The organism is Embleya sp. NPDC056575 (assembly GCF_042793325.1).
GTDB lineage: Bacteria > Actinomycetota > Actinomycetes > Streptomycetales > Streptomycetaceae > Embleya.
The window spans coordinates 41,667-62,773 of the sequence record NZ_JBHTVA010000042.1; the positions used below are offsets into that span (position 1 = coordinate 41,667).

Annotated in this window: 23 protein-coding genes; 13 read left to right on the forward strand and 10 right to left on the reverse strand. The window is 71.9% G+C overall.

Going from position 1 to position 21,107, the window contains the following annotated elements; all coding sequences use genetic code 11:
- Positions 1–170 precede the first annotated feature (170 nt).
- Positions 171–1,052: an alpha/beta fold hydrolase gene (locus ACFRCG_RS29775; RefSeq protein ID WP_380037081.1), complete on the forward strand. Its 882-nt coding sequence runs from the start codon at positions 171–173 to the stop codon at positions 1,050–1,052.
- Positions 1,053–1,192: 140 nt separating this feature from the next.
- Positions 1,193–1,690 (forward strand): general stress protein, encoded by a 498-nt coding sequence (locus ACFRCG_RS29780; RefSeq protein WP_078975563.1) that lies wholly within the window; start codon positions 1,193–1,195, stop codon positions 1,688–1,690.
- 48 nt (positions 1,691–1,738) lie between these two features.
- On the opposite strand, the gene corA is transcribed toward ACFRCG_RS29780, so the two are convergent.
- Entirely contained in the window at positions 1,739–2,815 is a 1,077-nt protein-coding gene (corA, locus tag ACFRCG_RS29785) for a magnesium/cobalt transporter CorA (protein WP_380005073.1), read from the reverse strand.
- 489 nt (positions 2,816–3,304) lie between these two features.
- On the opposite strand from corA, the gene ACFRCG_RS29790 reads away from it, so the two are divergent.
- Positions 3,305–3,913, forward strand: a complete 609-nt coding sequence (locus ACFRCG_RS29790) for a suppressor of fused domain protein (RefSeq protein ID WP_380037083.1) — start codon at positions 3,305–3,307, stop codon at positions 3,911–3,913.
- Between the two features lie 312 nt (positions 3,914–4,225).
- A complete protein-coding gene (locus ACFRCG_RS29795; RefSeq protein ID WP_380037085.1) occupies positions 4,226–4,732 on the forward strand; it encodes a MaoC family dehydratase in 507 nt (168 codons plus the stop codon).
- A gap of 97 nt (positions 4,733–4,829) precedes the next feature.
- Here ACFRCG_RS29795 and ACFRCG_RS29800 read toward each other — a convergent pair whose 3' ends face one another.
- Both ACFRCG_RS29800 and ACFRCG_RS29805 read right to left on the reverse strand, forming a co-directional pair.
- Complete coding sequence (locus tag ACFRCG_RS29800) at positions 4,830–5,741, reverse strand: ribokinase (protein WP_380037087.1); 912 nt, start codon at positions 5,739–5,741, stop codon at positions 4,830–4,832.
- Positions 5,738–6,139, reverse strand: a complete 402-nt coding sequence (locus ACFRCG_RS29805; RefSeq protein ID WP_380037089.1) for an NUDIX hydrolase — start codon at positions 6,137–6,139, stop codon at positions 5,738–5,740. Before ACFRCG_RS29805 ends, ACFRCG_RS29800 begins: the two co-directional genes overlap by 4 nt.
- Before the next feature lie 395 nt (positions 6,140–6,534).
- On the opposite strand from ACFRCG_RS29805, the gene ACFRCG_RS29810 reads away from it, so the two are divergent.
- The 5 genes from ACFRCG_RS29810 to ACFRCG_RS29830 all read left to right on the forward strand — a co-directional run bounded on the left by ACFRCG_RS29810 (position 6,535) and on the right by ACFRCG_RS29830 (position 10,476).
- A complete protein-coding gene (locus tag ACFRCG_RS29810; protein WP_380037091.1) occupies positions 6,535–7,170 on the forward strand; it encodes a DUF6758 family protein in 636 nt (211 codons plus the stop codon).
- A 91-nt stretch (positions 7,171–7,261) separates the two neighbouring features.
- Positions 7,262–8,110: a PHP domain-containing protein gene (locus tag ACFRCG_RS29815; RefSeq protein WP_380037093.1), complete on the forward strand. Its 849-nt coding sequence runs from the start codon at positions 7,262–7,264 to the stop codon at positions 8,108–8,110.
- Positions 8,107–8,721 (forward strand): MarC family protein, encoded by a 615-nt coding sequence (locus tag ACFRCG_RS29820; protein ID WP_380037095.1) that lies wholly within the window; start codon positions 8,107–8,109, stop codon positions 8,719–8,721. The genes ACFRCG_RS29815 and ACFRCG_RS29820 overlap by 4 nt, the downstream gene beginning before the upstream one ends.
- Positions 8,722–8,764: 43 nt before the next feature.
- The gene (locus ACFRCG_RS29825) at positions 8,765–9,850 is read left to right on the forward strand and encodes an S-(hydroxymethyl)mycothiol dehydrogenase (protein ID WP_380037097.1); all 1,086 of its coding nucleotides are present in this window, start codon (positions 8,765–8,767) and stop codon (positions 9,848–9,850) included.
- A complete protein-coding gene (locus ACFRCG_RS29830) occupies positions 9,847–10,476 on the forward strand; it encodes an MBL fold metallo-hydrolase (RefSeq protein ID WP_380037149.1) in 630 nt (209 codons plus the stop codon). Before ACFRCG_RS29825 ends, ACFRCG_RS29830 begins: the two co-directional genes overlap by 4 nt.
- An 89-nt stretch (positions 10,477–10,565) precedes the next feature.
- Here the strand turns inward: ACFRCG_RS29830 and ACFRCG_RS29835 are convergent, their stop codons facing one another.
- Entirely contained in the window at positions 10,566–10,736 is a 171-nt protein-coding gene (locus ACFRCG_RS29835; RefSeq protein ID WP_380037099.1) for a hypothetical protein, read from the reverse strand.
- 340 nt (positions 10,737–11,076) lie between these two features.
- On the opposite strand from ACFRCG_RS29835, the gene ACFRCG_RS29840 reads away from it, so the two are divergent.
- From ACFRCG_RS29840 to ACFRCG_RS29850, 3 genes are all read left to right on the forward strand, one after another.
- Positions 11,077–12,147: an NYN domain-containing protein gene (locus ACFRCG_RS29840; protein WP_380005044.1), complete on the forward strand. Its 1,071-nt coding sequence runs from the start codon at positions 11,077–11,079 to the stop codon at positions 12,145–12,147.
- Positions 12,148–12,533: 386 nt separating this feature from the next.
- Positions 12,534–13,727 (forward strand): MFS transporter, encoded by a 1,194-nt coding sequence (locus tag ACFRCG_RS29845; RefSeq protein ID WP_380037151.1) that lies wholly within the window; start codon positions 12,534–12,536, stop codon positions 13,725–13,727.
- A gap of 23 nt (positions 13,728–13,750) precedes the next feature.
- Entirely contained in the window at positions 13,751–14,179 is a 429-nt protein-coding gene (locus ACFRCG_RS29850) for a universal stress protein (protein ID WP_380037101.1), read from the forward strand.
- Positions 14,180–14,251: 72 nt separating this feature from the next.
- Here the strand turns inward: ACFRCG_RS29850 and ACFRCG_RS29855 are convergent, their stop codons facing one another.
- The 3 genes from ACFRCG_RS29855 to ACFRCG_RS29865 all read right to left on the reverse strand — a co-directional run bounded on the left by ACFRCG_RS29855 (position 14,252) and on the right by ACFRCG_RS29865 (position 18,139).
- On the reverse strand, positions 14,252–15,319 hold the full coding sequence (locus ACFRCG_RS29855; RefSeq protein WP_380037103.1) for a class I SAM-dependent methyltransferase: 1,068 nt from the start codon (positions 15,317–15,319) through the stop codon (positions 14,252–14,254).
- A gap of 187 nt (positions 15,320–15,506) precedes the next feature.
- Positions 15,507–16,400, reverse strand: a complete 894-nt coding sequence (locus tag ACFRCG_RS29860) for an alpha/beta fold hydrolase (protein WP_380037105.1) — start codon at positions 16,398–16,400, stop codon at positions 15,507–15,509.
- A gap of 125 nt (positions 16,401–16,525) precedes the next feature.
- Positions 16,526–18,139 (reverse strand): DEAD/DEAH box helicase, encoded by a 1,614-nt coding sequence (locus ACFRCG_RS29865; RefSeq protein WP_380037107.1) that lies wholly within the window; start codon positions 18,137–18,139, stop codon positions 16,526–16,528.
- Between the two features lie 429 nt (positions 18,140–18,568).
- Here ACFRCG_RS29865 and ACFRCG_RS29870 point away from each other — a divergent pair, with 429 nt between their 5' ends.
- Positions 18,569–19,249 (forward strand): ferritin-like fold-containing protein, encoded by a 681-nt coding sequence (locus ACFRCG_RS29870; protein WP_379994687.1) that lies wholly within the window; start codon positions 18,569–18,571, stop codon positions 19,247–19,249.
- A gap of 151 nt (positions 19,250–19,400) precedes the next feature.
- On the opposite strand, the gene ACFRCG_RS29875 is transcribed toward ACFRCG_RS29870, so the two are convergent.
- The 3 genes from ACFRCG_RS29875 to ACFRCG_RS29885 all read right to left on the reverse strand — a co-directional run bounded on the left by ACFRCG_RS29875 (position 19,401) and on the right by ACFRCG_RS29885 (position 20,949).
- Positions 19,401–19,637: a DUF3107 domain-containing protein gene (locus ACFRCG_RS29875; RefSeq protein WP_380037109.1), complete on the reverse strand. Its 237-nt coding sequence runs from the start codon at positions 19,635–19,637 to the stop codon at positions 19,401–19,403.
- Between the two features lie 209 nt (positions 19,638–19,846).
- Positions 19,847–20,485 (reverse strand): TetR/AcrR family transcriptional regulator, encoded by a 639-nt coding sequence (locus tag ACFRCG_RS29880; RefSeq protein WP_126637424.1) that lies wholly within the window; start codon positions 20,483–20,485, stop codon positions 19,847–19,849.
- Between the two features lie 218 nt (positions 20,486–20,703).
- On the reverse strand, positions 20,704–20,949 hold the full coding sequence (locus ACFRCG_RS29885) for a hypothetical protein (protein WP_380037111.1): 246 nt from the start codon (positions 20,947–20,949) through the stop codon (positions 20,704–20,706).
- Positions 20,950–21,107 lie beyond the last annotated feature (158 nt).

Here is a 21,107-nt window from a genome sequence, read left to right on the forward strand (position 1 = left end):
ACGCGACCGGTCCAACGATCGGCACGTGGCGCCGTCGCGCCGGGGTGGCCGGCGGCCAACCGGGTCCGGTATCGGCTCGGTTGGCGTAGCGGTCGCGTCGTTGCCGGGCGAGGCTCGGCCCGCGACCGATGATGGCGACACGCGCAACCTCGAGTGACGGGGAGCCCACCATGGTCGCGAGACACCCGGTACCGGTACCGCCCGGGGAGTTCGTCCGGATCGACGGGACCGCGCTGCACGTGGTCCGCGAAGGCACCGGGCCCGTGGTGATCGCCACCAGCGGGCTCGGCGGCGCGTGGTTCGACTGGGATCCGGTGGTGCCGCCGCTCACCGCCGACTGCACGGTGGTGCGCTTCGACCGCCCGGGCCTGGGCTACTCGCAGCCCGATCCGCGACCGCCCACGCTTGCCCACGAGGCCGACCGCATCGCCGCGTTGGCCGACGCGCTCGCGCTGCCCGGCCCGTACGTCCTGCTCGCCCACTCGCTCGGCGCGTTCCACGTCGAGGGCTTCGCCCGCATGTACCCCGAGCGCACGGCGGGCCTGGTCCTGGTCGACCCGAGCAACGAGGAGAAGCCGCGGCCGCGGCCCGCCCGGCAGGCCCGGATCCGGGCGGCCCGGGCACTGGGCGGGGCGATGCGGGCCACCGGCGTGAGTCGGGCGATCGGGCCCGCGGCGCGACGCTCGATCCTGTTCACCCAGTCGCGCCGGCATCGGGACGTGGCGGACGCGCGCTGGGTGCGCGGGTCGTACGGCTCGGGGCGGTTCTTCGCGGCGGCGCTCACCGAGAACGCCACGTACTTCGACGTGGCCGCCGAACTCGCCGACCTGCGCCGGGTCGCGCCGCTGCCGGACGTGCCGCTGCGGGTGCTGGCCGCCGCCGGGGGCTACGAGAGCCTGGCCGCCCGGGCCCGCTGGGTACGGGCCCTGCGGACCCTGGCGAACCTGTCCCCGCAGGGCCGCTGCGAGGTGCTGGACGACTCCGCCCACTTCGTCATGCTGGACCGCCCGGACGCGGTGGGGGCCGCGGTGCGCGAGGTCTTGGCGGGGTAGGCGCCGGCCGCCGCACACCCGGGCGCCACCGGCCATTCGGCTCATCGGTCGCGTGTTGTCGCGGATCCTGTCGGGTACAGGCTCCCGGTCGAACGACCATACGGGCCGGGATCGGGCCGGCATTCAGGCGAGGCGGCAGCATGTTCGGTCAGAACCTTCCTCCCGGCGCGGGTGCGCCCGGGCCCGACCTGGCGAACACCGGCCAGGTGATCGCGTCCTACACGAACTACGCGGGTGCCCAGCGGGCGGTCGACTATCTGTCGGACCACGAGTTCCCGGTGGAGAACACCGCGATCGTCGGCGCCGACCTGCGCATGGTCGAGAACGTGCTGGGTCGGCTCACCGCCGGCAAGGCGGCGGCGTCCGGGGCCGCGAGCGGTGCGTGGTTCGGACTGATGATCGGCCTGTTCCTGGGCATCTTCGCGGTTCGCGCGCACGGGTGGCTCTGGCTGGTGCTGATGGGCCTGGTCTGGGGCATCGCCGCGGGCGCCCTGTTCGGCTGGTTGGGGTACAAGGCGCTGGGCGGACGCCGGGACTTCGTCTCCACCAGCCAGATCGTGGCCTCGCGCTACGACGTGGTGGTGCGGCCCGACCTGGCCGAGCGGGCACGCAACCTGGTGGGCCGACTGGAGCTGTAGGCGGGCCGGCGCCCCGGGGCCGACCCGCCCCGAGGTCCGCCGCGCCCGCTACAACCAGCCGTTGCGGCGGAAGCCCCGGTGCATCAGCGTGCACACGACCACGATCACCGACAACGTCATCGGATAGCCGTACCGCCACTTCAGCTCGGGCATGTGCTCGAAGTTCATCCCGTACACCCCGGCGAGCATCGTGGGCACGGCGAAGATCGCCACCCAGGCCGAGATCTTGCGCATGTCCTCGTTCTGCGCGACCGTCACCTGCGCGAGGTTGGCCTGCAGGATCGAGGTCAGCAACTCGTCGAACGACGCCACTTGTTCGCCGACCCGGGACAGGTGGTCCTCGACGTCGCGGAAGTACTCGCGGATGTCGGGGTGCACCTGGCGCATCGGCCGCTCGGCGAGCGCGTGCAGCGGGCGGGCGAGCGGGGCCACCGCGCGCTTGAGTTCGAGCAGTTCGCGCTTGAGCTGGTAGATCCGGCCCGCGTCGCCCGCGCCACCGCCGCCGAACACGTCGTTCTCGACCTGGTCGATGTCGTCCTGGATGAGCTGGGCGACGTCGAGGTAGGTGTCCACCACCCGGTCGGCGACCGCGTGCAGCACCGCCGAGGGGCCCGCGGCGAGCAGTTCGGCGCCGTCCTCCAGGCGACAGCGCAGATCGCCGAGCGCGCCGTGCCGGCCGTGCCGCACGGTGACCACGAAGTCGTTGCCGAGGAAGACCATGATCTCGCCGGTCTCGACGATCTCGCTGGTCGCGGAGAGCTGTTCGTGCTCGACGTAGGTGACCGTCTTGAACACCGCGAACAGGGTGTCGTCGTAGCGCTCCAGCTTGGGCCGCTGATGCGCGTGTACGGCGTCCTCCACGGCGAGCGGGTGCAGGCCGAACCGCTCCGCGATACCGGACAGTTCGAGCGCGCTGGGCTCGTGCAGGCCGATCCAGACGAAGCCGCCGCCCCGGCGCACCTCGTGGATCGCCGAGTCGGGGTTCGCGTAGCCGTCCAGGCGATGGCCGTCGCGATACACGGCACAGTCCACCACACAGTTCCCGGCCGCCACGGGCGTGCTCGACGGCAGCGGGGTGCGGCGGTACGGGCGGACTGCGGCGCGGAGGTCGCGGATCATCGACATGACGGGCTCCTGGGATGACCGGCACACGCCGACGCCGAACCACCGCGGCGGGCAGGCCGAGGGGAGCGTCGACACGTGCAAGCGGAACGAATCACCGAAAGAACGGCAAAAGATCCTGACGCCCCGTCACGGAGGACATTCGGAGAACGGGAACCGGGCCGCCACGAGCGGGCGGTCGGAATCCGGGGAAGGTCTCGGAAACCCTCAGAAAGGGCGGGGCGTGCGACTGGATCGGGGAAGATCGGGTGAGCCGCCGGTACTGCACGGTGTGCTGGTATGCACCACGATCACCTCCCACGGCCGGTCCCCGCTGGGGGAAGTCCTCGGGCGCCGACCGGGCGGGTCGGGCGAGGACGCATCCGTCATCCGATGGCGCGCGGACGTCGTACGTCCTGCGGGCCGACTATGCAGAGTACACCAGAGTGCTCGCGCCCACGGCCGCGACGGCCTTGGCTCGTGCGGCTCCTGACGGCGAATTAGCATGCGGGCATGTTCGACTTCACGCCGGGACCCGAGCCGATCGACCCCACTCCGCAGGTCGAGGCGCATCTGACGGCGGCCTTCGGTGAGCCGACCGGACGGGCCGGCGTCACCTTCGTGGGGGCCGATCGCATCGAGGTGTTGCGCTTCGGTCCCGACGCCGAGGGTGTGCTCCGGTACGCCACGGTGGGCATGTCCCGGGCGCCGATGGCCGATCCGGCGGCGGCGCTCGCCGATCCGGTCGCGGGCCCGCGGGCGGAACTGGTGCTCTCGGTGCGCGGCGGCCACGACTCGGTGCTGCGCCCGCTGGCCGTGCTCGGCGCGACCCCGCAGGTGGAGGGCCTGGTGATCGCCCCCGGCGCGTCGCTCGACCTGGGCGGCCCGTTGTGGGAGGGCGGCGCGTTCCACGCGGTCCTGGTCGCCGAACCCGGCGGCCTGGTCGCCGACCTGCCGCTGCCGCCCCCCGCCGACCCGGTGCGCTTCTTCCCCCTGCTCCCGATGACCCCCGCCGAGGCCGCCTGGAAACGCGCCCAGGGCGCGGAGGCCCTCCAGGAGAAATGGCTCCACCACGCCACCGACCTCCGCGACCCCAACCGCCGCGCGGTACCCCTCGGTTGAGCCGCCGAGATTCCGGCGGCGTGATCCGGGGCATCCGAGGCCGGCGGACGCGAGTGCGGCAGCCGGCCGCATCCACGGTCGCAGGACTGTTCCGACCGGGTGACCGGGTTCACGGGGGTTGTCCATGACCCACGTCACCGGGCGCCCCCTACTGCGTGGCGGGGTGGGCTCCCTATTCTCGAAGCCGTCCGTCGACGTGCTCGTCGTTCCCTCGCCACCCGACCTCCCAGGGGCGGGTACCCGAATCGGGTTCGACGAGCGTTCGACGTGATGTGTCCTGTTCGATGTGTTGCCAGGTGAGAGGGGACCGAGATGCAGTTCGGCCGCTACTACGAGGAGTTCGAGGTCGGTGCGATCTACAAGCACTGGCCCGGGAAGACCGTGACCGAGTACGACGACCACCTGTTCTGTCTGCTCACCATGAACCACCACCCGCTGCACATGGATGTCAACTACGCCGAGAAGACCACCGATTTCGGTCGGAACGTGGTGGTGGGCAACTACATCTACTCGCTGCTGCTCGGCATGTCGGTGCCGGACGTCTCGGGCAAGGCGATCGCCAACCTGGAGATCGAGTCCCTGCGACACGTGGCGCCCACGTTCCACGGGGACACCCTCTACGGGCAGACCCTCGTGCTGGACAAGTGGGAGTCGAAGTCCAAGGACGACCGGGGCGTCGTCTACGTGGAGACCAAGGGCTACAAGCAGGACGGCACGCTGGTGTGCGTGTTCAAGCGCAAGGTCATGGTGCCCAAGGAGAGCTACGGGGTGAAGCGTGGCGGCGAGCAGCCCGGGCGGCCCGAGTTGATCGAAGGCTGATCGAGGGCCGAGCGCGAACCAGCGGGATCGAGTGCTGGCGGGTCGTCGCGGGGAGCGCGCGACCCGCCCGGTCGATTCGACCGCACGGGCGGTCGTCCTACGGCAGTTCGTCGGGTGTCGGATAGGAGGACTGGGCGCCCGCGCGGCGGACCGCGGCCGCGCCTGTGCGGACCGCGTACCGGGTCGCCGTGGGCAGGTCGTCGCCGGCGGCCAGGCGCCAGGCCAGGGCGCCGGTGAAGGCGTCGCCCGCGCCCGTGGTGTCGACGGCGGTCACCGCCGGCGCGGCGATGTGCAGCGGTTCCGCGCCGGCCTCGGTGACCAGCGCGCCGGCGGGGCCCAGGGTCAGGACGATCGAGCGTGGGCTCGGGTCGAGTGCCCGCAACACCTTCAGCGCGTCGCGGGCGTTGCCCTCGCCCGCGATCGTGGTCGCCTCGTGCTCGTTGAGGACCAGTGGGTCGCAGGCCCCGAGCAGCGTCCCGGACGTCAGCACGCGCCTCGACACGGCCGGCGACGGGTTCAGCACCACCCGGGTGTGCGCCGCCGCGCAGCGTTCGATCACCGCCCGGACCGTGTCGAGGGGGATCTCCAGTTGCAGGGAGACCACCGCGGCGGCCTCGATCGCCGGGACCAGATCGGCCACGTCCGTCGGCCCGAAGCGGGCGTTGGCTCCGGGGGCCACGGTGATGGCGTTCTCGCCCGCGTCGTCGACCGTGATCAGCGCGACGCCCGAGGCGCCGGGCGAGGTGCGCATCGCCTCGGTGCGCACGCCCTCACGGCGCAGCGTCGCGAGCAACATGCGGCCGTGGTCGTCGTCGCCCACCCGGCCGGCCAGTGCCACATCGGCGCCCAGCCGCGCCGCCGCCACCGCCTGATTGGCACCCTTGCCGCCCGGGTGCACCGCCAGGTCGCCGCCGAGGACCGTCTCGCCCGGGCGGGGGTGCGCCGGCACCCGGACCACCAGGTCGGCGTTGATCGAGCCGACCACCAGCAAGCGGGCGGGGCCGCTCATGCCACCCCCGGGACGTTCCACTCGCGCAGGGCGTCGAGGAGGCCGTCGACCAGGTCGAGTCGGCCCAGTTCGCCGGCGGCGATCCAGCGCACCGCGTCGGCGTCGTCGCCCGCGCGCAGGGTGCCGCCGTGGGGTGTACAGGCGTAGTCGCGGATCTCGTAGGTGCCGCCGCCGGGCGCCGGTCGCAACACCGAGCCGACCAGCGGTCCCACGGTCACCTCGAGCCCGGTCTCCTCGACCATCTCCCGGGCCAGCGCGACCGCGTCGGTCTCACCCTCCTCGACCCGCCCGCCGGGCAGCGACCACTGTCCCTCGCCCGGCATTTTCGCGCGTCGCACCAGGAGCACCCGTCCCTCCGAGTCCAGGACGATCGCACCGACGCAGGAAATGAGCCGCATGCCTCCCGAGCCTAGCGCGTGTCTTCAAACTCCCGTCGGGCTCCACGACGCCCGGCACCGCACCTCGCCGCCCCGGAGAAACAGGCGAACAGAACCACTGTGCACCCGCTTCTCCGGCACGCCGATGCACGGCATCCGCCCTGCGGGCTCCTCGCCGCGCTCACGCCGCGGAGCCCGACGGGAGTTCGAAGACACGGGCTGGTCCCCGTCCGGCGGATCCCGTCGGGGCCGCGCCGCCGGATTCGGCGTCGAGGGGCGAGCGGCAAGCGTCGCGCGGCGCGCGGGCGCGCTCATCCGGCGCGCCGTGCACGGTCGTACGCCGGTCGGCGGTCCGGACGCACCGAAGGAGTGATCGTCCTTGACGCGAAGCCTCGGGCAGTGGACCGTCTTGTCCTATGAAGGGCGAGCCGAGCTGCCCCCGCTGCGGCGGCCGGGTCCGCGCTCCGGGTCTGTTCTCGGAGACGTGGGAATGCGAGATCCATGGCGCCGTGCCTCCGCTGCAACCCGTCGTGCCGCCCAGTGTCGAGGCGTTGGACGCGGTGGTGTGCCGCTCCCGGGTGCCGGTCTGGTTGCCCTGGCCGCTGCCGCTCGGCTGGCTCTACACCGGCGTCGCCCACGCGGGTGACGATCGCGGCGGCTCGCGGGCGGTCGCGGTCGCCTGTACCGGCCCCGCGCCGCTGGGCGGACGCGGCGAACTGGTGCTCGTGGCCGAGGAGCTGGGGGTCGGACTCGGCGCCCGCTACGCCGGGTTGCCCGGTCACGACCCGGGCGGCGACTTCGTCAAGTCCGCGCCCGCGAAGGTGATGGCGGCCGGTCGGCCGACCCCGCTGTGGTGCGTGACCGACGCGCCGGCCGACCGCGCGGTGTACGCGGGCGAGGCGATGGGCCTGTGGTTGTGGGCGATCCTGTGGCCCGGCAAGGCGGGGCATCTGGTCTACGACGACGTCGTGCTCACCGATCTGCGCGACGCCGGGGCCGAGTTGCAGCTGTTGCCGTGCGGGGCGCTTTCCCCGCAACTGCTCGACTGCTGATCCGTGGGGGACGGGGCCCGGGGCCGTAGGAGCCCGGTCCCGCCGGCTAGGGTCGGGAGCGTCCATCGACCCTCCCGCAGACGAGGTCCGCGTGCGTATCGACCTGCACACCCACAGCACCGCTTCCGACGGCACCGACGCGCCCGCCGACCTGGTCCGCAAGGCGCGGGCGGCCGGCCTGGACGTGGTCGCGCTCACCGACCACGACACCACCGCGGGCTGGGCGGCGGCGGCCGAGGCGCTGCCCGACGGGCTGACCCTGGTGCGCGGCGCGGAGATCTCCTGTGTGGCCGAGGGCGGGATCAGTCTGCACATGCTGGGCTACCTGTTCGACCCCGCCGAGCCGGAGTTCGCCCGCGCGCGCGAGCTGGTGCGCACCGACCGGGTCCGCCGGGCCGAGGCGATGGTGGCGCGCTGCCGCGAGCTGGGCGCGCCGATCACCTGGGAGCGGGTGCGGGAGATCGCGGGCGGCGGCGCGGTGGGTCGGCCGCACGTGGCCACCGCCCTGGTCGAGGCGGGCGTGGTCGCGGACGTGTCCGCCGCGTTCACTCCCGAGTGGCTCAAGGACGGCGGACGGGCGTTCGTGGGCAAGTACGAGATCGAAGCCGCCGACGCGGTACGGCTGATCACCGGCGCGGGCGGGGCCGCGGTGTTCGCGCACCCGGGCGCGGTCACGCGCGGGCGCACCGTCTCCGACACCACGATCGCCGAGCTGGCCGAGGCGGGTCTGGCCGGGATCGAGGTGGACCACATGGACCACGACGACACGATGCGGGCACACCTGCGTGGTCTCGCGGGTGAGCTGCGGCTGATCACCACCGGTTCGAGTGACTACCATGGCACCCGCAAAACGATCAATCTCGGAGAAAACACTACAGATCCAGAGTCGTACGGGGCGATTGCGGAACTGGCGACAGGAGCAAGACCCCTCACCCCATGAACTGGTTCGACGTCACTCTCTTCGGCTCGTCCTTCGTCACCCTCTTCGTGATCATGGACCCGCCGGGCATCATCCCGCTGTACCTGAGCTTCACCGGTGGCCGACCGCAGGCCGTGCGCAAGCACATGGCCTGGCAGGCGGCCACCGTCGCGTTCTGCGTGATCTCCGTCTTCGGGCTGTTCGGTCAGAAGATCCTCGACTATCTGCACGTGTCGATCCCGGCGCTCAAGGTGTCCGGAGGTCTGCTCCTGCTTTTGGTGGCACTGTCGTTGCTCACCGGCAAGGCCGAGGAGCCGACCGAGAACAAGGACGTCAACGTCGCCCTGGTGCCCCTCGGCACACCCCTCCTGGCCGGCCCCGGTGCGATCGTGGCCGCGATCGTCAGCGTGCAGAAGGCGCACGGCGCCGGTCAGTACCTCGGGGTGTGGACCGCGATCGTGGCGATCCACGTGGTGTTGTGGCTGACCATGCGCTTCTCGCTCGGCATCATCAAGATCATCAAGGAGAGCGGCGTGGTCCTGGTGACCCGGCTTTCGGGCCTGCTGCTCTCGGCGATCGCGGTACAGCTGTGCGCGGACGGGGTCCGGGGTTTCATCGAGGCGAAGCCATAGGGTGCGAAAGGCAGCAGCCGGTGGTTGGGGAGAGGCGGAGGACATGAGCAAGTCGGTACGCGGCGTCGTCGCACGCGCCAAGGGCGCACCGGTCTCGATCGAGACCATCGTGGTGCCGGACCCGGGTCCGGGCGAGGCGCGGGTGAAGGTGCAGGCGTGCGGCGTGTGCCACACGGACCTGCACTATCGCGAGGGCGGTATCGGTGACGACTACCCGTACCTGCTCGGCCACGAGGCCGCCGGCATCGTCGAGTCGGTCGGCGAGGGCGTCACCGAGGTGGCCGTCGGCGACTTCGTGATCCTGAACTGGCGTGCGGTGTGCGGTGATTGCCGCGCGTGTCGGCGCGGCCGTCCGCAGTACTGCTTCGCCACGCACAACGCCACGCAGAAGATGACCCTGGAGGACGGCACCGAGCTGAGCCCCGCGCTCGGGATCGGCGCGTTCGCCGAACTGACCCTGGTCGCCGCCGGACAGTGCACCAAGGTCGACCCCGAGGCGGACCCCGCCGCGGCGGGCCTGCTCGGCTGCGGCGTGATGGCGGGCCTGGGCGCGGCGGTGAACACCGGCAACGTCGGCCGCGGCGACACGGTCGCGGTGATCGGCTGCGGCGGGGTCGGCGACGCGGCCATCGCCGGTGCCCGGCTCGCGGGCGCGGCGCGGATCATCGCCGTCGACCTCGACGACCGCAAGCTGGAGTGGGCCCGCCGGGCCGGCGCCACGCACACGGTGAACTCGACGTCGGGCGACCCGGTCGAGGCGATCCGCGAACTCACCGGCGGCTTCGGCGCCGACGTGGTGATCGACGCGGTCGGCCGTCCGGAGACCTACAAGCAGGCGTTCTACGCCCGCGACTTGGCCGGCACCGTGGTCCTGGTCGGTGTGCCCACCCCGGACATGACGCTCGAACTGCCCCTGCTCGACGTGTTCGGCCGCGGCGGCGCGCTCAAGTCGTCCTGGTACGGCGACTGCCTGCCCTCGCGCGACTTCCCGATGCTGATCGACCTGTACCGCCAGGGTCGCTTCGACCTGGACGCGTTCGTCAGCGAGCGCATCACCCTGGCCGATGTCGAGGCCGCGTTCGAGAAGATGCACCACGGCGACGTGCTGCGCTCGGTGGTGATCCTCTGATGGCCGGCATCGACGACGTGGTCACCTCGGGCGTGTTCTCGCTCGACGGCCAGGACTTCGACGTGGACAACAACGTGTGGATCGTCGGCGACGACCGCGAGGTGGTGGTGATCGACGCCGCACACGACGCGGCGGCCATCGCGGCGCGCGTGGGCGATCGTACGGTGACCGGCATCGTGCTCACCCACGGCCACAACGATCACATCAACGCCGCCGCCGAGTTGGCCGAACGCACCGGTGCGCCCATCCATCTGCACCCGAGCGACCGCATGTTGTGGGACGCGGTGTATCCCGACCGCGCGCCGGACGCCGACCTGGCCGACGGCGAGGTGATCACCGTCGCGGGCCTGGACCTGCGGGTGCTGCACACCCCGGGCCACGCACCGGGCGCGGTCTGTCTGTACGCCCCGGACCTGGCCGCGCTGTTCTCCGGCGACACGCTGTTCAAGGGCGGCCCCGGCGCCACGGGGCGCTCGTTCTCGTCGTTCCCGGTGATCCTGGAATCGATCAAGGGCCGCCTGCTCGGGCTGCCCGAGGGCACGCGCGTGCTCACCGGCCATGGCGACGAGACGACGATCGGCGCGGAGGCGACGGACTACGACGCGTGGGTGACCCGCGGCCACTGAGCCGGCCCCGACCCGACCCGATCGTGTGCGGATACGACGAGGGCGCTCCCCGAACGGGGGAGCGCCCTCGATTCAGCCTCATTCGAAAATCAGCCCGCGTCCGCCGCCGCCTTCACGGGGCGGATGTACAGGCGCTCGCCGTAGGCCTCGGCCCGTTTCAGGGCCGCCTGTACGGTGTCGATGTCGACGACGGCGCAGTTGGCCGGGTTGGACCCGGTCGATTCCTGGGCTCGGCTGAGGTTGGTGATTCGGTAACGCATGTGCGTCTCCCTTCCCTCCGGTCCGAAGTAGCGCGGGGCGACACGGTCATGCCGACAGCCCCGCTCACAAGGATGGGTGCCGGGATCCGTGAGGATCGGGTAAGACCCGGCAGGGGTCACAACCGGCACCGCACTGAACAACAGCGGTCACACCGATAGCATTCCCGTGACTGAAATGTTCCTTTCCTGACATCCGATGGCTTACACGTGACGCATGACGCGAGATCGCGCGTGAGGCAAGCGAGGACGCGACGGCGGCCGGCATAGGACAATGCGGTCTGAACACATCGACACGCATCCAGGCGCCGGGCACCCGGCCGCCACGGGAGGACGAGAGACTTTGCACGATCCGGGAGAGGACGACGTCCGGACGGGCGCGACGGCCGCCTTCGGCGCCGTGGTGCACGAATCCGGCGAGGACCTCGGCGCCGAGCACGGCGGTCCGCTGGAGGACCACCCGGTCGCGGGCTTCGAGGGCGCCCCCGGAGCACTGGCGGAGTTGACCGACCCGTTCACCCGACCGGCCGTCCTGGTGCGATCGGTTTCGCCGCCGCTGCACTTCGGGACGCACGCGCTGTTCGTCGACGTCGGCTACGTGTACGCGGCGATGGGCCTGCTCGTCGCCGGTTCGGCCGAACGCCGGGCCTTCCGGGTGGACGCGGAGCAGTTGATCACCGGCCTGATCGACGAGGCCCGCCGGGTGTTCCCGGAGGGTCGGCTGCTGCGGGTGTACTGGTACGACGGCGCGCGCGAGCGGGTGCACACCGTGGAGCAGCGACAGATCGCCGAGCTCCCCGACGTGAAGGTACGACTGGGCAACCTCAACGCGCACAACCAGCAAAAGGGCGTCGACTCGCTGATCCGCAGCGACCTCGAATCGTTGGCCCGCAACCACGCGATCGACGACGCGGTGGTGATCAGTGGCGACGAGGACCTGGTCTCGGCGGTCGAGGCCGCCCAGTCCTACGGCGTACGGGTGCACCTGTGGGGGGTCGAACCCGCGTACGGCACCAATCAGGCCGACCCGCTGGTGTGGGAGGCCGACGTCACCCGAATGTTGCACCGCGAATTCTGCGAGACCTGCGTGACGCCGGTGATGTTGCCGCCGACGCACGCCGGCGTGCTGACCGTACAACCCGGCGGCCCGCCGACCGCCGAACAGGCGTGGCGGATCGGCCAGGAGATCGCCGAGCGCTGGCTGGTGGTGCGCGGCCGGGAGAACCTGGCCGACCTGATGCCCGGTCCGATGTTGCCCCAGGCCATCGACCGCGGCCTGCTCGTGGACGCCGAGAGTGTCCTCCAATACTCGCTGCGCCCGCACGAGGACCTGCGTCGTGCCCTGCGCAACGGCTTCTGGGACCGCCTGAACCACGAATTCGGCCTCTCCGGCACGGAGCCCGCAGAGTCCTGAACCCGGCCCACCCCCGCGAAGCGCGTCCGGCCACGACCGGCAGCCCGCCGCCCCGGCCGCCCCCTAGCCCGCCGCACAGCCCCCCGCCCCGAGCCCTGGCCTGGCAGCCTGCCACCCGGTTGCCCCGCGCCTGCCGCATCCCCGCGCCCTGGCCCCGCGCCCGGCGCCCGCCGCCTCGGTCCCCCTCGCGTGTGGCCCGGTATCCCGCTGTCGGCCCCCCGCGAGTGCCCCGCTCCGCAGCGCGATGGGTGTAGGCTACATTTATTAGCTGCGCTAACAATATTGTTCGGAGGTCTCGGATGCGGTCCCATCCCGAAGGCGCGCCGACCCGGGGCGAAGCCCAGGCCGACCACACCGCCCCCAAGCCCGGAATCCTCAAACAGCCCATGGCCGTGTGGGCCACCGCGTTCGCCGCCGTCGTGGCGTTCATGGGGATCGGGCTGGTCGACCCGATCCTGCCCTCGATCGCCAAGGGGCTGGACGCCTCGCCGAGCCAGGTCTCGCTGCTGTTCACCAGCTACTTCCTGATCACCGCGGTGGCCATGCTGGTGACCGGATTCGTCTCCAGCCGGATCGGCGGGCGACGCACACTCCTGCTCGGCCTCGCCCTCGTGGTGATCTTCGCCGGCCTCGCCGGCACCTCGGACTCGGTCGGCGAACTGGTCGGCTTCCGGGCCGGCTGGGGGCTGGGCAACGCGCTGTTCGTGTCGACGTCCCTCGCCGTCATCGTCGGTGCGGCGAGCGGTGGTTCGGCCGCGGCGATCCTGCTCTACGAATCGGCGCTCGGGCTCGGCATGGCCTGCGGCCCGCTGCTCGGCGCGGTGCTCGGCGACGCCAGTTGGCGCTACCCGTTCTACGGCACCGCCGCGCTGATGGCGATCGGCTTCGCGCTGATCGTCGGGCTGCTGAAGGAACAACCCCGGCCCGCGCGCAAGATCGGTCTGCTCGATCCGCTCAAGGCGCTCGGGCACAGGGGTCTGGCGACCACCGCCGCCGGTGCCTTCTTCTACAACTACGGCTTCTTCACGGTGCTCGCGTTCACCCCCTTCGTGCTGAACATGAGCCCGTACCGCAGCGGCGCGGTCTTCTTCGCGTGGGGTGTCCTGCTCGCCGTCTGCTCGGTCCTGGTCGCCCCGCGTCTACAGGCCCGGTTCGGCTCGGCGAACGTGGCCGCCGCGAGTCTGCTGCTGTTCGCCGCGGACCTGGTGGTGCTCGCGTACGGCTCGACGCCGGTCGTTGTGACCGGTGTCATCGTTTCAGGCGCCTTCATCGGTATAAACAACACGGTGTTCACCGAATTGGCGCTCGAAGTCTCGGACTCGCCGCGACCCGTGGCGAGCGCAGGCTACAACTTCGTCCGCTGGTTCGCCGCCGCGGCGGCGCCGTTCCTGGCGCCCAAGTTGGAGGAGCACTTCAACGTGCACGTGCCGTTCCTGCTCGCCGGCGGGGCCTGTGTGGTCGCCGCCGCCGTGCTGTTCGGCGCCCGCCGGACGCTCGCCGGGGTCGACCACCGCGACACCGACACCGCCGCCGACGCGGCATCGCTGAACGCCCCCCGGCCCGTTGCGGCCACCGCCTGAACCGATAGAAGGAAGTGCACGACATGTACGAGCGCATTCTGGTCGCCGTCGACTCCACCCCCGAGGCCGACGACGTCCTGGCGCACACCGCCCGACTGGCCGGCGCGATCGGCGCGGCCGTCCGCGTCCTGCACGTGCAGACCCTGGATGTGGTGGACGGCGGCGGGGTCGGCGGCGTGGTCGAGGACGAGACCGCCGACGCCGCGGTCAAGGTGGTCACCGGCGCCGTCGACACGCTCAAGGCGGCCGGTGTCACCACCGTCGAGGGCTGGACCGAGGAAACCGTGCGCGGCGACGTGCCGAACGCGGTCCTGGACCAGGCCCGCGCCTTCGGCGCCGACCTGCTGATCCTGGGCGCCCGCCGACACGGCGGCGTGGCCAGCCTGTTCCTCGGCAGCGTCAGCGACACGGTCGCGCACCGCTCCGTCTGCCCGGTGCTGCTGATTCCCTGATCGCACACCCCACAGGGCCCGGATGCCGAAGGTCGGCGTCCGGGCTCGACTCTTCCCGGCTCGACTCCCGGCTCAACCCTTGCGGGCCACGAAGTACACGTTCAGGAAGTCGCCCTCCAGGGAACGGGCCCGCACGTCGGTGAAGCCCGCCTCGGCCAGCTTGGCCCGGGCCGCCTGCTCGCCCCAGACCGTGCCCAGGCCCTCGCCGCCCTCGGCCAGCGAGACGGTCATGCAGTAGAAGACGGAGAAGGTGTACAACGCCGGCCCCAACGGGTGTTCGAGGTTTTCCTCGAGCCTGCTGGACGCGGCGATCTCGCCCATCAGGAACACCCCGTCCGGACGCAGCGCCTCGGCGATCGCGGCCAGCGTGCGGGTCGGCCGGGCCAGGTCGTGGATCACGTCGAACGCGGTGATCAGGTCGTACGAGCCGAGCGGTTCGGCCGCGTCGACCACCACGAACTCCGCGTTGGACAGCCCCATTCGCTCCGCCTCGCGGCGGGCCGCGGCGATGCCCTCGACGGAGATGTCCACGCCGCGGAACCGGCTGCGCGGGAACGCCTCGGCCAGCACGTTGACCGCGTGCCCCTGGCCGGTGCCCACGTCCAGCACGTCGAGACCCGCCGCCAGCCGCTCGCCGAGACCGTCCACCAGCGGCACCACACCCGCCACCAGGGCCGCGTCCCAGACCCGGCCCGACTCCTCGGCCTGGAGCGCCTGGAAGCGCGGATAGGCCGAGTACGGCACCCCGCCACCTCGACGAAACGCCGTGACCACCCGCTCCTCGACCTCGCCCATCAGTGCCAGGTACTGGGTGAAGCCGGCGAAGTTCTCCGGCCCGGCGGCCCGGGTCAGCGAGGCCGCGTGCTCCGGCGGCAGCCGGTACGTGCCGGATTCCGGGGCGTACTCGACGAACCCGCCGGTGACCATGCCGCCCAACCACTCGCGCACGTAGCGCTCGACCAGCCCGGCGGCCCGGGCGATCTCCTCGCTCGTCGCAGGCGGCATCGCGGCCATCGTGTCGAACAGCCCGGTGCGATGGCCGACGCTGGTCAAAAGGGCCAGACAGCCGTCGTCGAGGATGGTGAGCAGGCGTCCCGCGAAGGCTTCCTGTCGCGCGGGATCGACATCGAGGACGGTCATGGCAACTCCCGATCGGTCGGCTCGACGGAAGCCGCCCCGGGTACGGGCGACGCCCGTATGGGAGAAAGGTCTCCTTTGCCACGCTACGCCCGATCCGATCGAGCCGGACACCGGTCGATCGGGCCCTCGGCCGGAGCCTTCGGCCCGGGCCCTCGGCCGCCGGCGAGCTGAGGGACTTCGCCCCGGATCAGGCCCGATCCGCGTACACCGCCGCGTCCGTCCAGAAGTCCGCCAGCGCCGCCGCGGTGGCGCCCGGGGCCTCCACGTTCGGGGAGTGGTGGGTGCCCGGGATCGCCACGTGCGGGACACCCAGGCGCTCGGCCATCTCGGCCTGCCAGGGGATCGGCCAGGCGTAGTCCTCGACGCCGGAGATCACCAGCGTGGGCAGGCCGGCCGCGACGACCGCGGCGAGGTCGGTGACCAGGTCGGGCTCGGAGCGCAACTGTTCGGCCATGGCCAGCAGGCCCGCCGGGACGGTGCCCAGCCAGCGGGCCTGCAGGAACGCGGCGATCGCCGGATCGGTGGGCGGGAGCAGGCCGGCCTCCGACTCGACCGCCTGCATCGCCTCCCACACCTCCTGGCGGGTGAGCACCGGCAGCACGTCCTCCAGCAGCAGCAGCCGCTCGATCTCGGGCGGGCAGATCGCCGCCGGGCCCGTGCTCATCAGGGCGAGCGACGCCAGCCGCTCCGGCGCGCGCAGCGCCACCGACCGGCACACCAGGCCGCCGTAGGAGTGCCCCACCAGGTGGATCGGCTCGCCCGGAGCCACCGCGTCCGCGATCGCCAGCACGTCGTCGACCAGCGCGTCGCGGGTGTACGCCGCCGGGTCGTCCGGGCCCTCGGTCTCGTACTGTCCGCGTTGGTCCACGGCCACCGTGTGGAAGCCGCGCCGGGCCAGCGGTTCGCCGAGCGCGATGAAGTCCTCCTTGCTGCCGGTGAACCCGGGCACGAGCACGGCGGTGCCCGGCCTCGGTCCGGCGGCCGGCGGGGTGGACTCCAGGACGGCGAATCGTCCGCGCCCGGTCGCCAGGCGACGGGAGCGGACGGTCCCGGGCAAGGTCAGAAAGCGTGGCGTACTCACGCCGTCGAGCCTACTTACCCGCAGGTACGACGACGGCCCCCGCCGCGAAGCGCGGACGTGATCGTCCACACTCCACACCGGAGGCCGTCGTACGAGCGGCCGGGGCCGCCCACCTCACGTCGGACTCAGCCCTCGTCGGTCGCGACCGCGCCCGCCTCGGCGCCCTCGGGACGACGCCGGGTGCGCCGGCGGCGACGCCGGGGCGCCCGCTCGCCGTCACCGTCCGCGTCGGCCCCACCGTCGGCGGGGGCGGGGATGATCACCGCGGTCGGCTCGACGAAGGCCGCGACCGGCACACCGGTCGACTCGGCGGCCACGCTCGGCGCCGCGCCGGTCGCCACGGCCGTGGCCACGGCCTCCCCGGCCTCCGCGCCGTTGACCCGACGCCGCCGTCGCGACCCGGGCGCCCGACGGCGGCTGGGCTCGCTCGACTCGGCGTCGGCCGCGGCCGGCCCGGCGGCGGAGGGACCGGACGCGGCCGGACCGCTCCGGCTCCGCCCGCCCGCGCCGCCCTTGCGGCCCGACCCGCCCCGGCTGTTCTTGCCGGTCTCGCCCAGGTCCTCGACGTCCTCCGCGCCCAGCCCCGCACGGGTGCGGTCGGCGCGCGGCAGCACGCTGCCCACGGTGGTGGGGATGTCCAGGTCGGTGAACAGGTGCGGAGAGGTGGAGTAGGTCTCCACCGGGTCGGCGAAGCCCAGGTCCAGCGCCTTGTTGATCAGGCTCCAGCGCGGGATGTCCTCCCAGTCCACCAGCGTCACCGCGGTGCCGGAGGCACCCGCGCGGCCGGTGCGACCGATGCGGTGCAGGTAGGTCTTCTCGTCGTCGGGGCACTGGTAGTTCACCACGTGGGTGACACCCTCGACGTCGATCCCGCGTGCCGCGACGTCGGTGGCCACGAGCACGTCCACCTTGCCGTTGCGGAACGCGCGCAGCGCCTGCTCGCGTGCGCCCTGGCCGAGGTCGCCGTGCACGGCGGCGGAGGCGAAGCCCCGCTCGGCCAGGCCCTGGGCCAGGTCGGCCGCGGTGCGCTTGGTCCGGCAGAACACCATGACCAGGCCGCGCCCGTTGGCCTGCAGGACCCGGGCCATCAGCTCGGGCTTGTCCAGGCCGTGCGCGCGGTAGACGCGCTGCTGGACCGACTTGACGGTGGCGCCCGCGTCGTCCGGCTCCGAGGCGCGGATGTGCGTGGGGCGGCTCATGTAGCGGCGCGCCAGGGTGATGATCTGACCCGGCATGGTGGCCGAGAACAACATCGTCTGGCGGCGGGCGGGCAGCCGCTCGACGATCTTCTCGACGTCGGGCAAAAAGCCCAGGTCGAGCATCTCGTCGGCCTCGTCCAGGACCAGCATCTTGACCTCGGACAGGTTCACGTGCCCCTGTCCGACCAGGTCGAGCAGTCGACCGGGGGTGCCGACGACCACGTCGACGCCCTTCTTGAGGGTGTCGATCTGCGGCTCGTACGCCCGGCCGCCGTAGACGGCGAGCACCCGCACGTTGCGCAGCTTGCCCGCGGCCTGGAGGTCGTTGGTCACCTGCACGCACAGCTCGCGCGTGGGGACCACGACCAGGGCCTGCGGGGTGCGGCCGGCAACCGTGCCGGCGGGCGCGCGGCCCGCCTCGATGTCGGCCGCCACCACGATGCGCTGCAGCAGCGGGATGCCGAAACCGAGGGTCTTGCCGGTCCCGGTCTTGGCCTGGCCGATCACGTCACTGCCCGAGAGCGCGACGGGAAGGGTCATCTCCTGGACGGGGAAAGCCTCGACGATGCCGAGCGCTTCCAGCGCCTCGGCCGTCTCCGAAAGTACTCCGAGTTCGCGAAAAGTTGTCAGGGGTCCAGCCTCTTCTGTGTGGTGGGGGCCGTCAGTACCGAAAGCGGGTCGAGACCGAGGCGCCCATCGAGAAAACGGGGCGCGGCACGGGACCTCTCGCCTTCGGGCGGCCACCCGAGCGGGTCGGTCGGAGCCAGTCGTCCTCCGACCGGGCATCCGCGTTCACTACCACTGTACCCGGCGGCGTGCGGCCGGTGGGGTGATGCTCATTACTGCTTGTCCGGAGATGGGCGACTCCGCCCGGACCTGGCGCCCGCGTGACCGCGGTGGGCTCACTACGCTGCGTACTTGTGCACATCGGGCCGCACGGCCCGGGGGAACACGAGCGAAGGGGTGGGCATGAGCGAGGGTACGGAGCCGACGGGGGAGATGCGGGCGGCCGTGATCGAACTGCTCGGCGTGCTCGCGTACGGCGAGATCACCGCCTTCGAGCGGCTGGCCGAGGACGCCAAGATGGCCCCCACCGTCGAGGACAAGGCCGCGCTGGCCGCGATGGCGGTCGCCGAGTTCCAACACTTCACCCTGCTGCGTGATCGCATCGCCGCGCTCGGCGCGGACCCGGCGCGGGCGATGGACCCCTTCATCGCGCCGCTGGACGAGTTCCACGTGCACACCGCCCCCGCCGACTGGCTGGAGGGCCTGGTCAAGGCGTACGTGGGGGACGGGATCGCGGCCGATTTCTATCGCGAGGTCGCCGCGCACCTGGACGAGGTCAGCCGGGACCTGATCGTCGAGGTGCAGCGGGACACCGGCCACTCGGCCTTCGTGGTGGACGCGGTGCGCTCGGCGATCGAGCGCGACCCCAAGGTGGCGGGCCGGCTCGCGCTGTGGGGGCGGCGGCTGATGGGCGAGGCGCTCAGCCAGGCCCAGCGCGTCGCCGCGGAGCGGGACGTGTTGTCCACGATGCTGATCGGCGGCGGGGCCGGACCCGGCTTCGACCTGGCCGAGATCGGCCGGATGTTCAACCGGATCACCGAGGCGCACCAGCGGCGCATGGCCGCCCTGGGGCTGGCTTCCTGACCCTCGCGGCCACCCGGATCGGCCCCGAGCCGCGCCGGGACCGCGGCCGGGAGAAGCCCGGAAAAACCCGAAGGTGGGCCGATCCGTGATCGGATCGCCCACCTTCGGGTTTTTTTCGGTGCCGCGTGCGGCACCGACGTGCTCGGGCTGCTCAGGCGTTGGCGCCCGCGCCGAAGCCGACCTTGCGGGCCGACGACTCGCCGATCTCGACGTAGGCCAGGCGGTCGGCCGGCACGATCACCCGGCGGCCCTTCTCGTCGGTCAGGGACAACAGCGGGGACGCGCCCGACAGTGCGTCGGCGATGGCCCGCTCGACGTCCTCCGGGTTGTCCGCGCTCTCGAGCACCAGTTCCCGCCCGGCGTGCTGTACGCCGATCTTGATCTCCACGGCTGTCCCTCCGGCCTTGAAATTCTGGAGATCGGCGCCGCGACACCCGCGGGCCGTACCTTCCCCAGCAGGCTAGTCGAGAGCCGGGGTCACCGAACGCCATGACGGGTACGCCCAACGCGAACGCCGCCCGGGAACAAGATCACCCCCGCGCCCGTATCCGCAGGTCCGGGCGCTCGCGCCGGCCGCGCTCCGGCCGCTTCGCCCGCTCAGTGCGGCGGGTCGTCCTTGCGTGGGAAGCGGGAGATGCCGCGCCAGGACAGCGACGACACCAGCTGCGACGCGGCGTCGCGCGGGATGGTCGCGCCGCGCGCGATCCAGTAGCGCGCGGTGACCTGCGCCATGCCGGTCAGCCCGATCGCCAGGAGCATCGACTCCTCCTGGCCGAGGCCGGTGTCCTCGGCGATGATCTTGCTCACCGCGTCGGCGCACATCTCGCTGACCCGCTCCACCCGCTCGCGCACGGCGCTCTCGTTGGTCAGGTCCGACTCGAAGACCAATCGGAACGCGCCGCCGTCGTCGTCGACGAAGGCGAAGTAGGCGTCGACCGTGGCGGCGACCCGGAGCTTGTTGTCGTGCGTCGACTCCAGCGCCCGCCGCACCGCCGCGAACAGCGCCTCGCAGTGCTGGTCGAGCAGCGCCAGATACAGCTCCAGCTTGCCGGGGAAGTGCTGGTACAACACGGGCTTGCTGACGCCGGCGCATTCGGCGATGTCGTCCATCGCGGCGGCGTGGTAGCCCTGCTTGACGAAGACTTCCTGGGCGGCGCCGAGGAGTTGCGTTCTGCGCGCGAGCCGGGGCAGCCGGGTGCCGCGAGGACGGGGGTCCGCATCCTGGATGGCTGTCACGGGGCTCCTCAAGGTGTCGCTCAACGTGTCGCGGACACCGGATGGTTCGGTGATCCGGCGGGTCTTTCCACCACGTCATCCTACTTTCGGGTAACCCAGGGCGTAAGTTTCGTGGCGCAACGAAACAGGATCCCGCGCCTTCGACACCCCTCGCAAGGGGGCGCGTGAGGTGCGCGGACCGCCCGCGCGAGCCCCGGGCGGCGGGGTGATCGGGACGGTCAGCGGTAGTCCTCGTCCTCCGCGTGCCCGACCCCGCGACGCTGTTCGGTGGCGTCCGCGGGATTCACGCCGTCGGGCACCGAATCCCACACGGGCTCCTCGTCCCCTTCGTCCGCCGCCACGGAAGTCTGCTGCTCCACCGCGTCGGGCACCGGGATCTCGGGGTCGCCGGCCGTTTCGTCGGACAGATTGGCGTCACTGAGCGTGACGTCCTGGAACTCGGGGGTATCGTCGATTCCGTACATACGGCCTCCCTGCCCGTGCGGTCCGCCGGTATTCGGTGTTCCCGCATGTCTCCGTGAGTCTGCGCAAAACCCCGCATGTCCATGATCCGCCTCGAAAACGCTGCCGCACATTCGGGATCGATGTCGAAACGTGATGTGGGAAGCGTTTAGAGTGACGT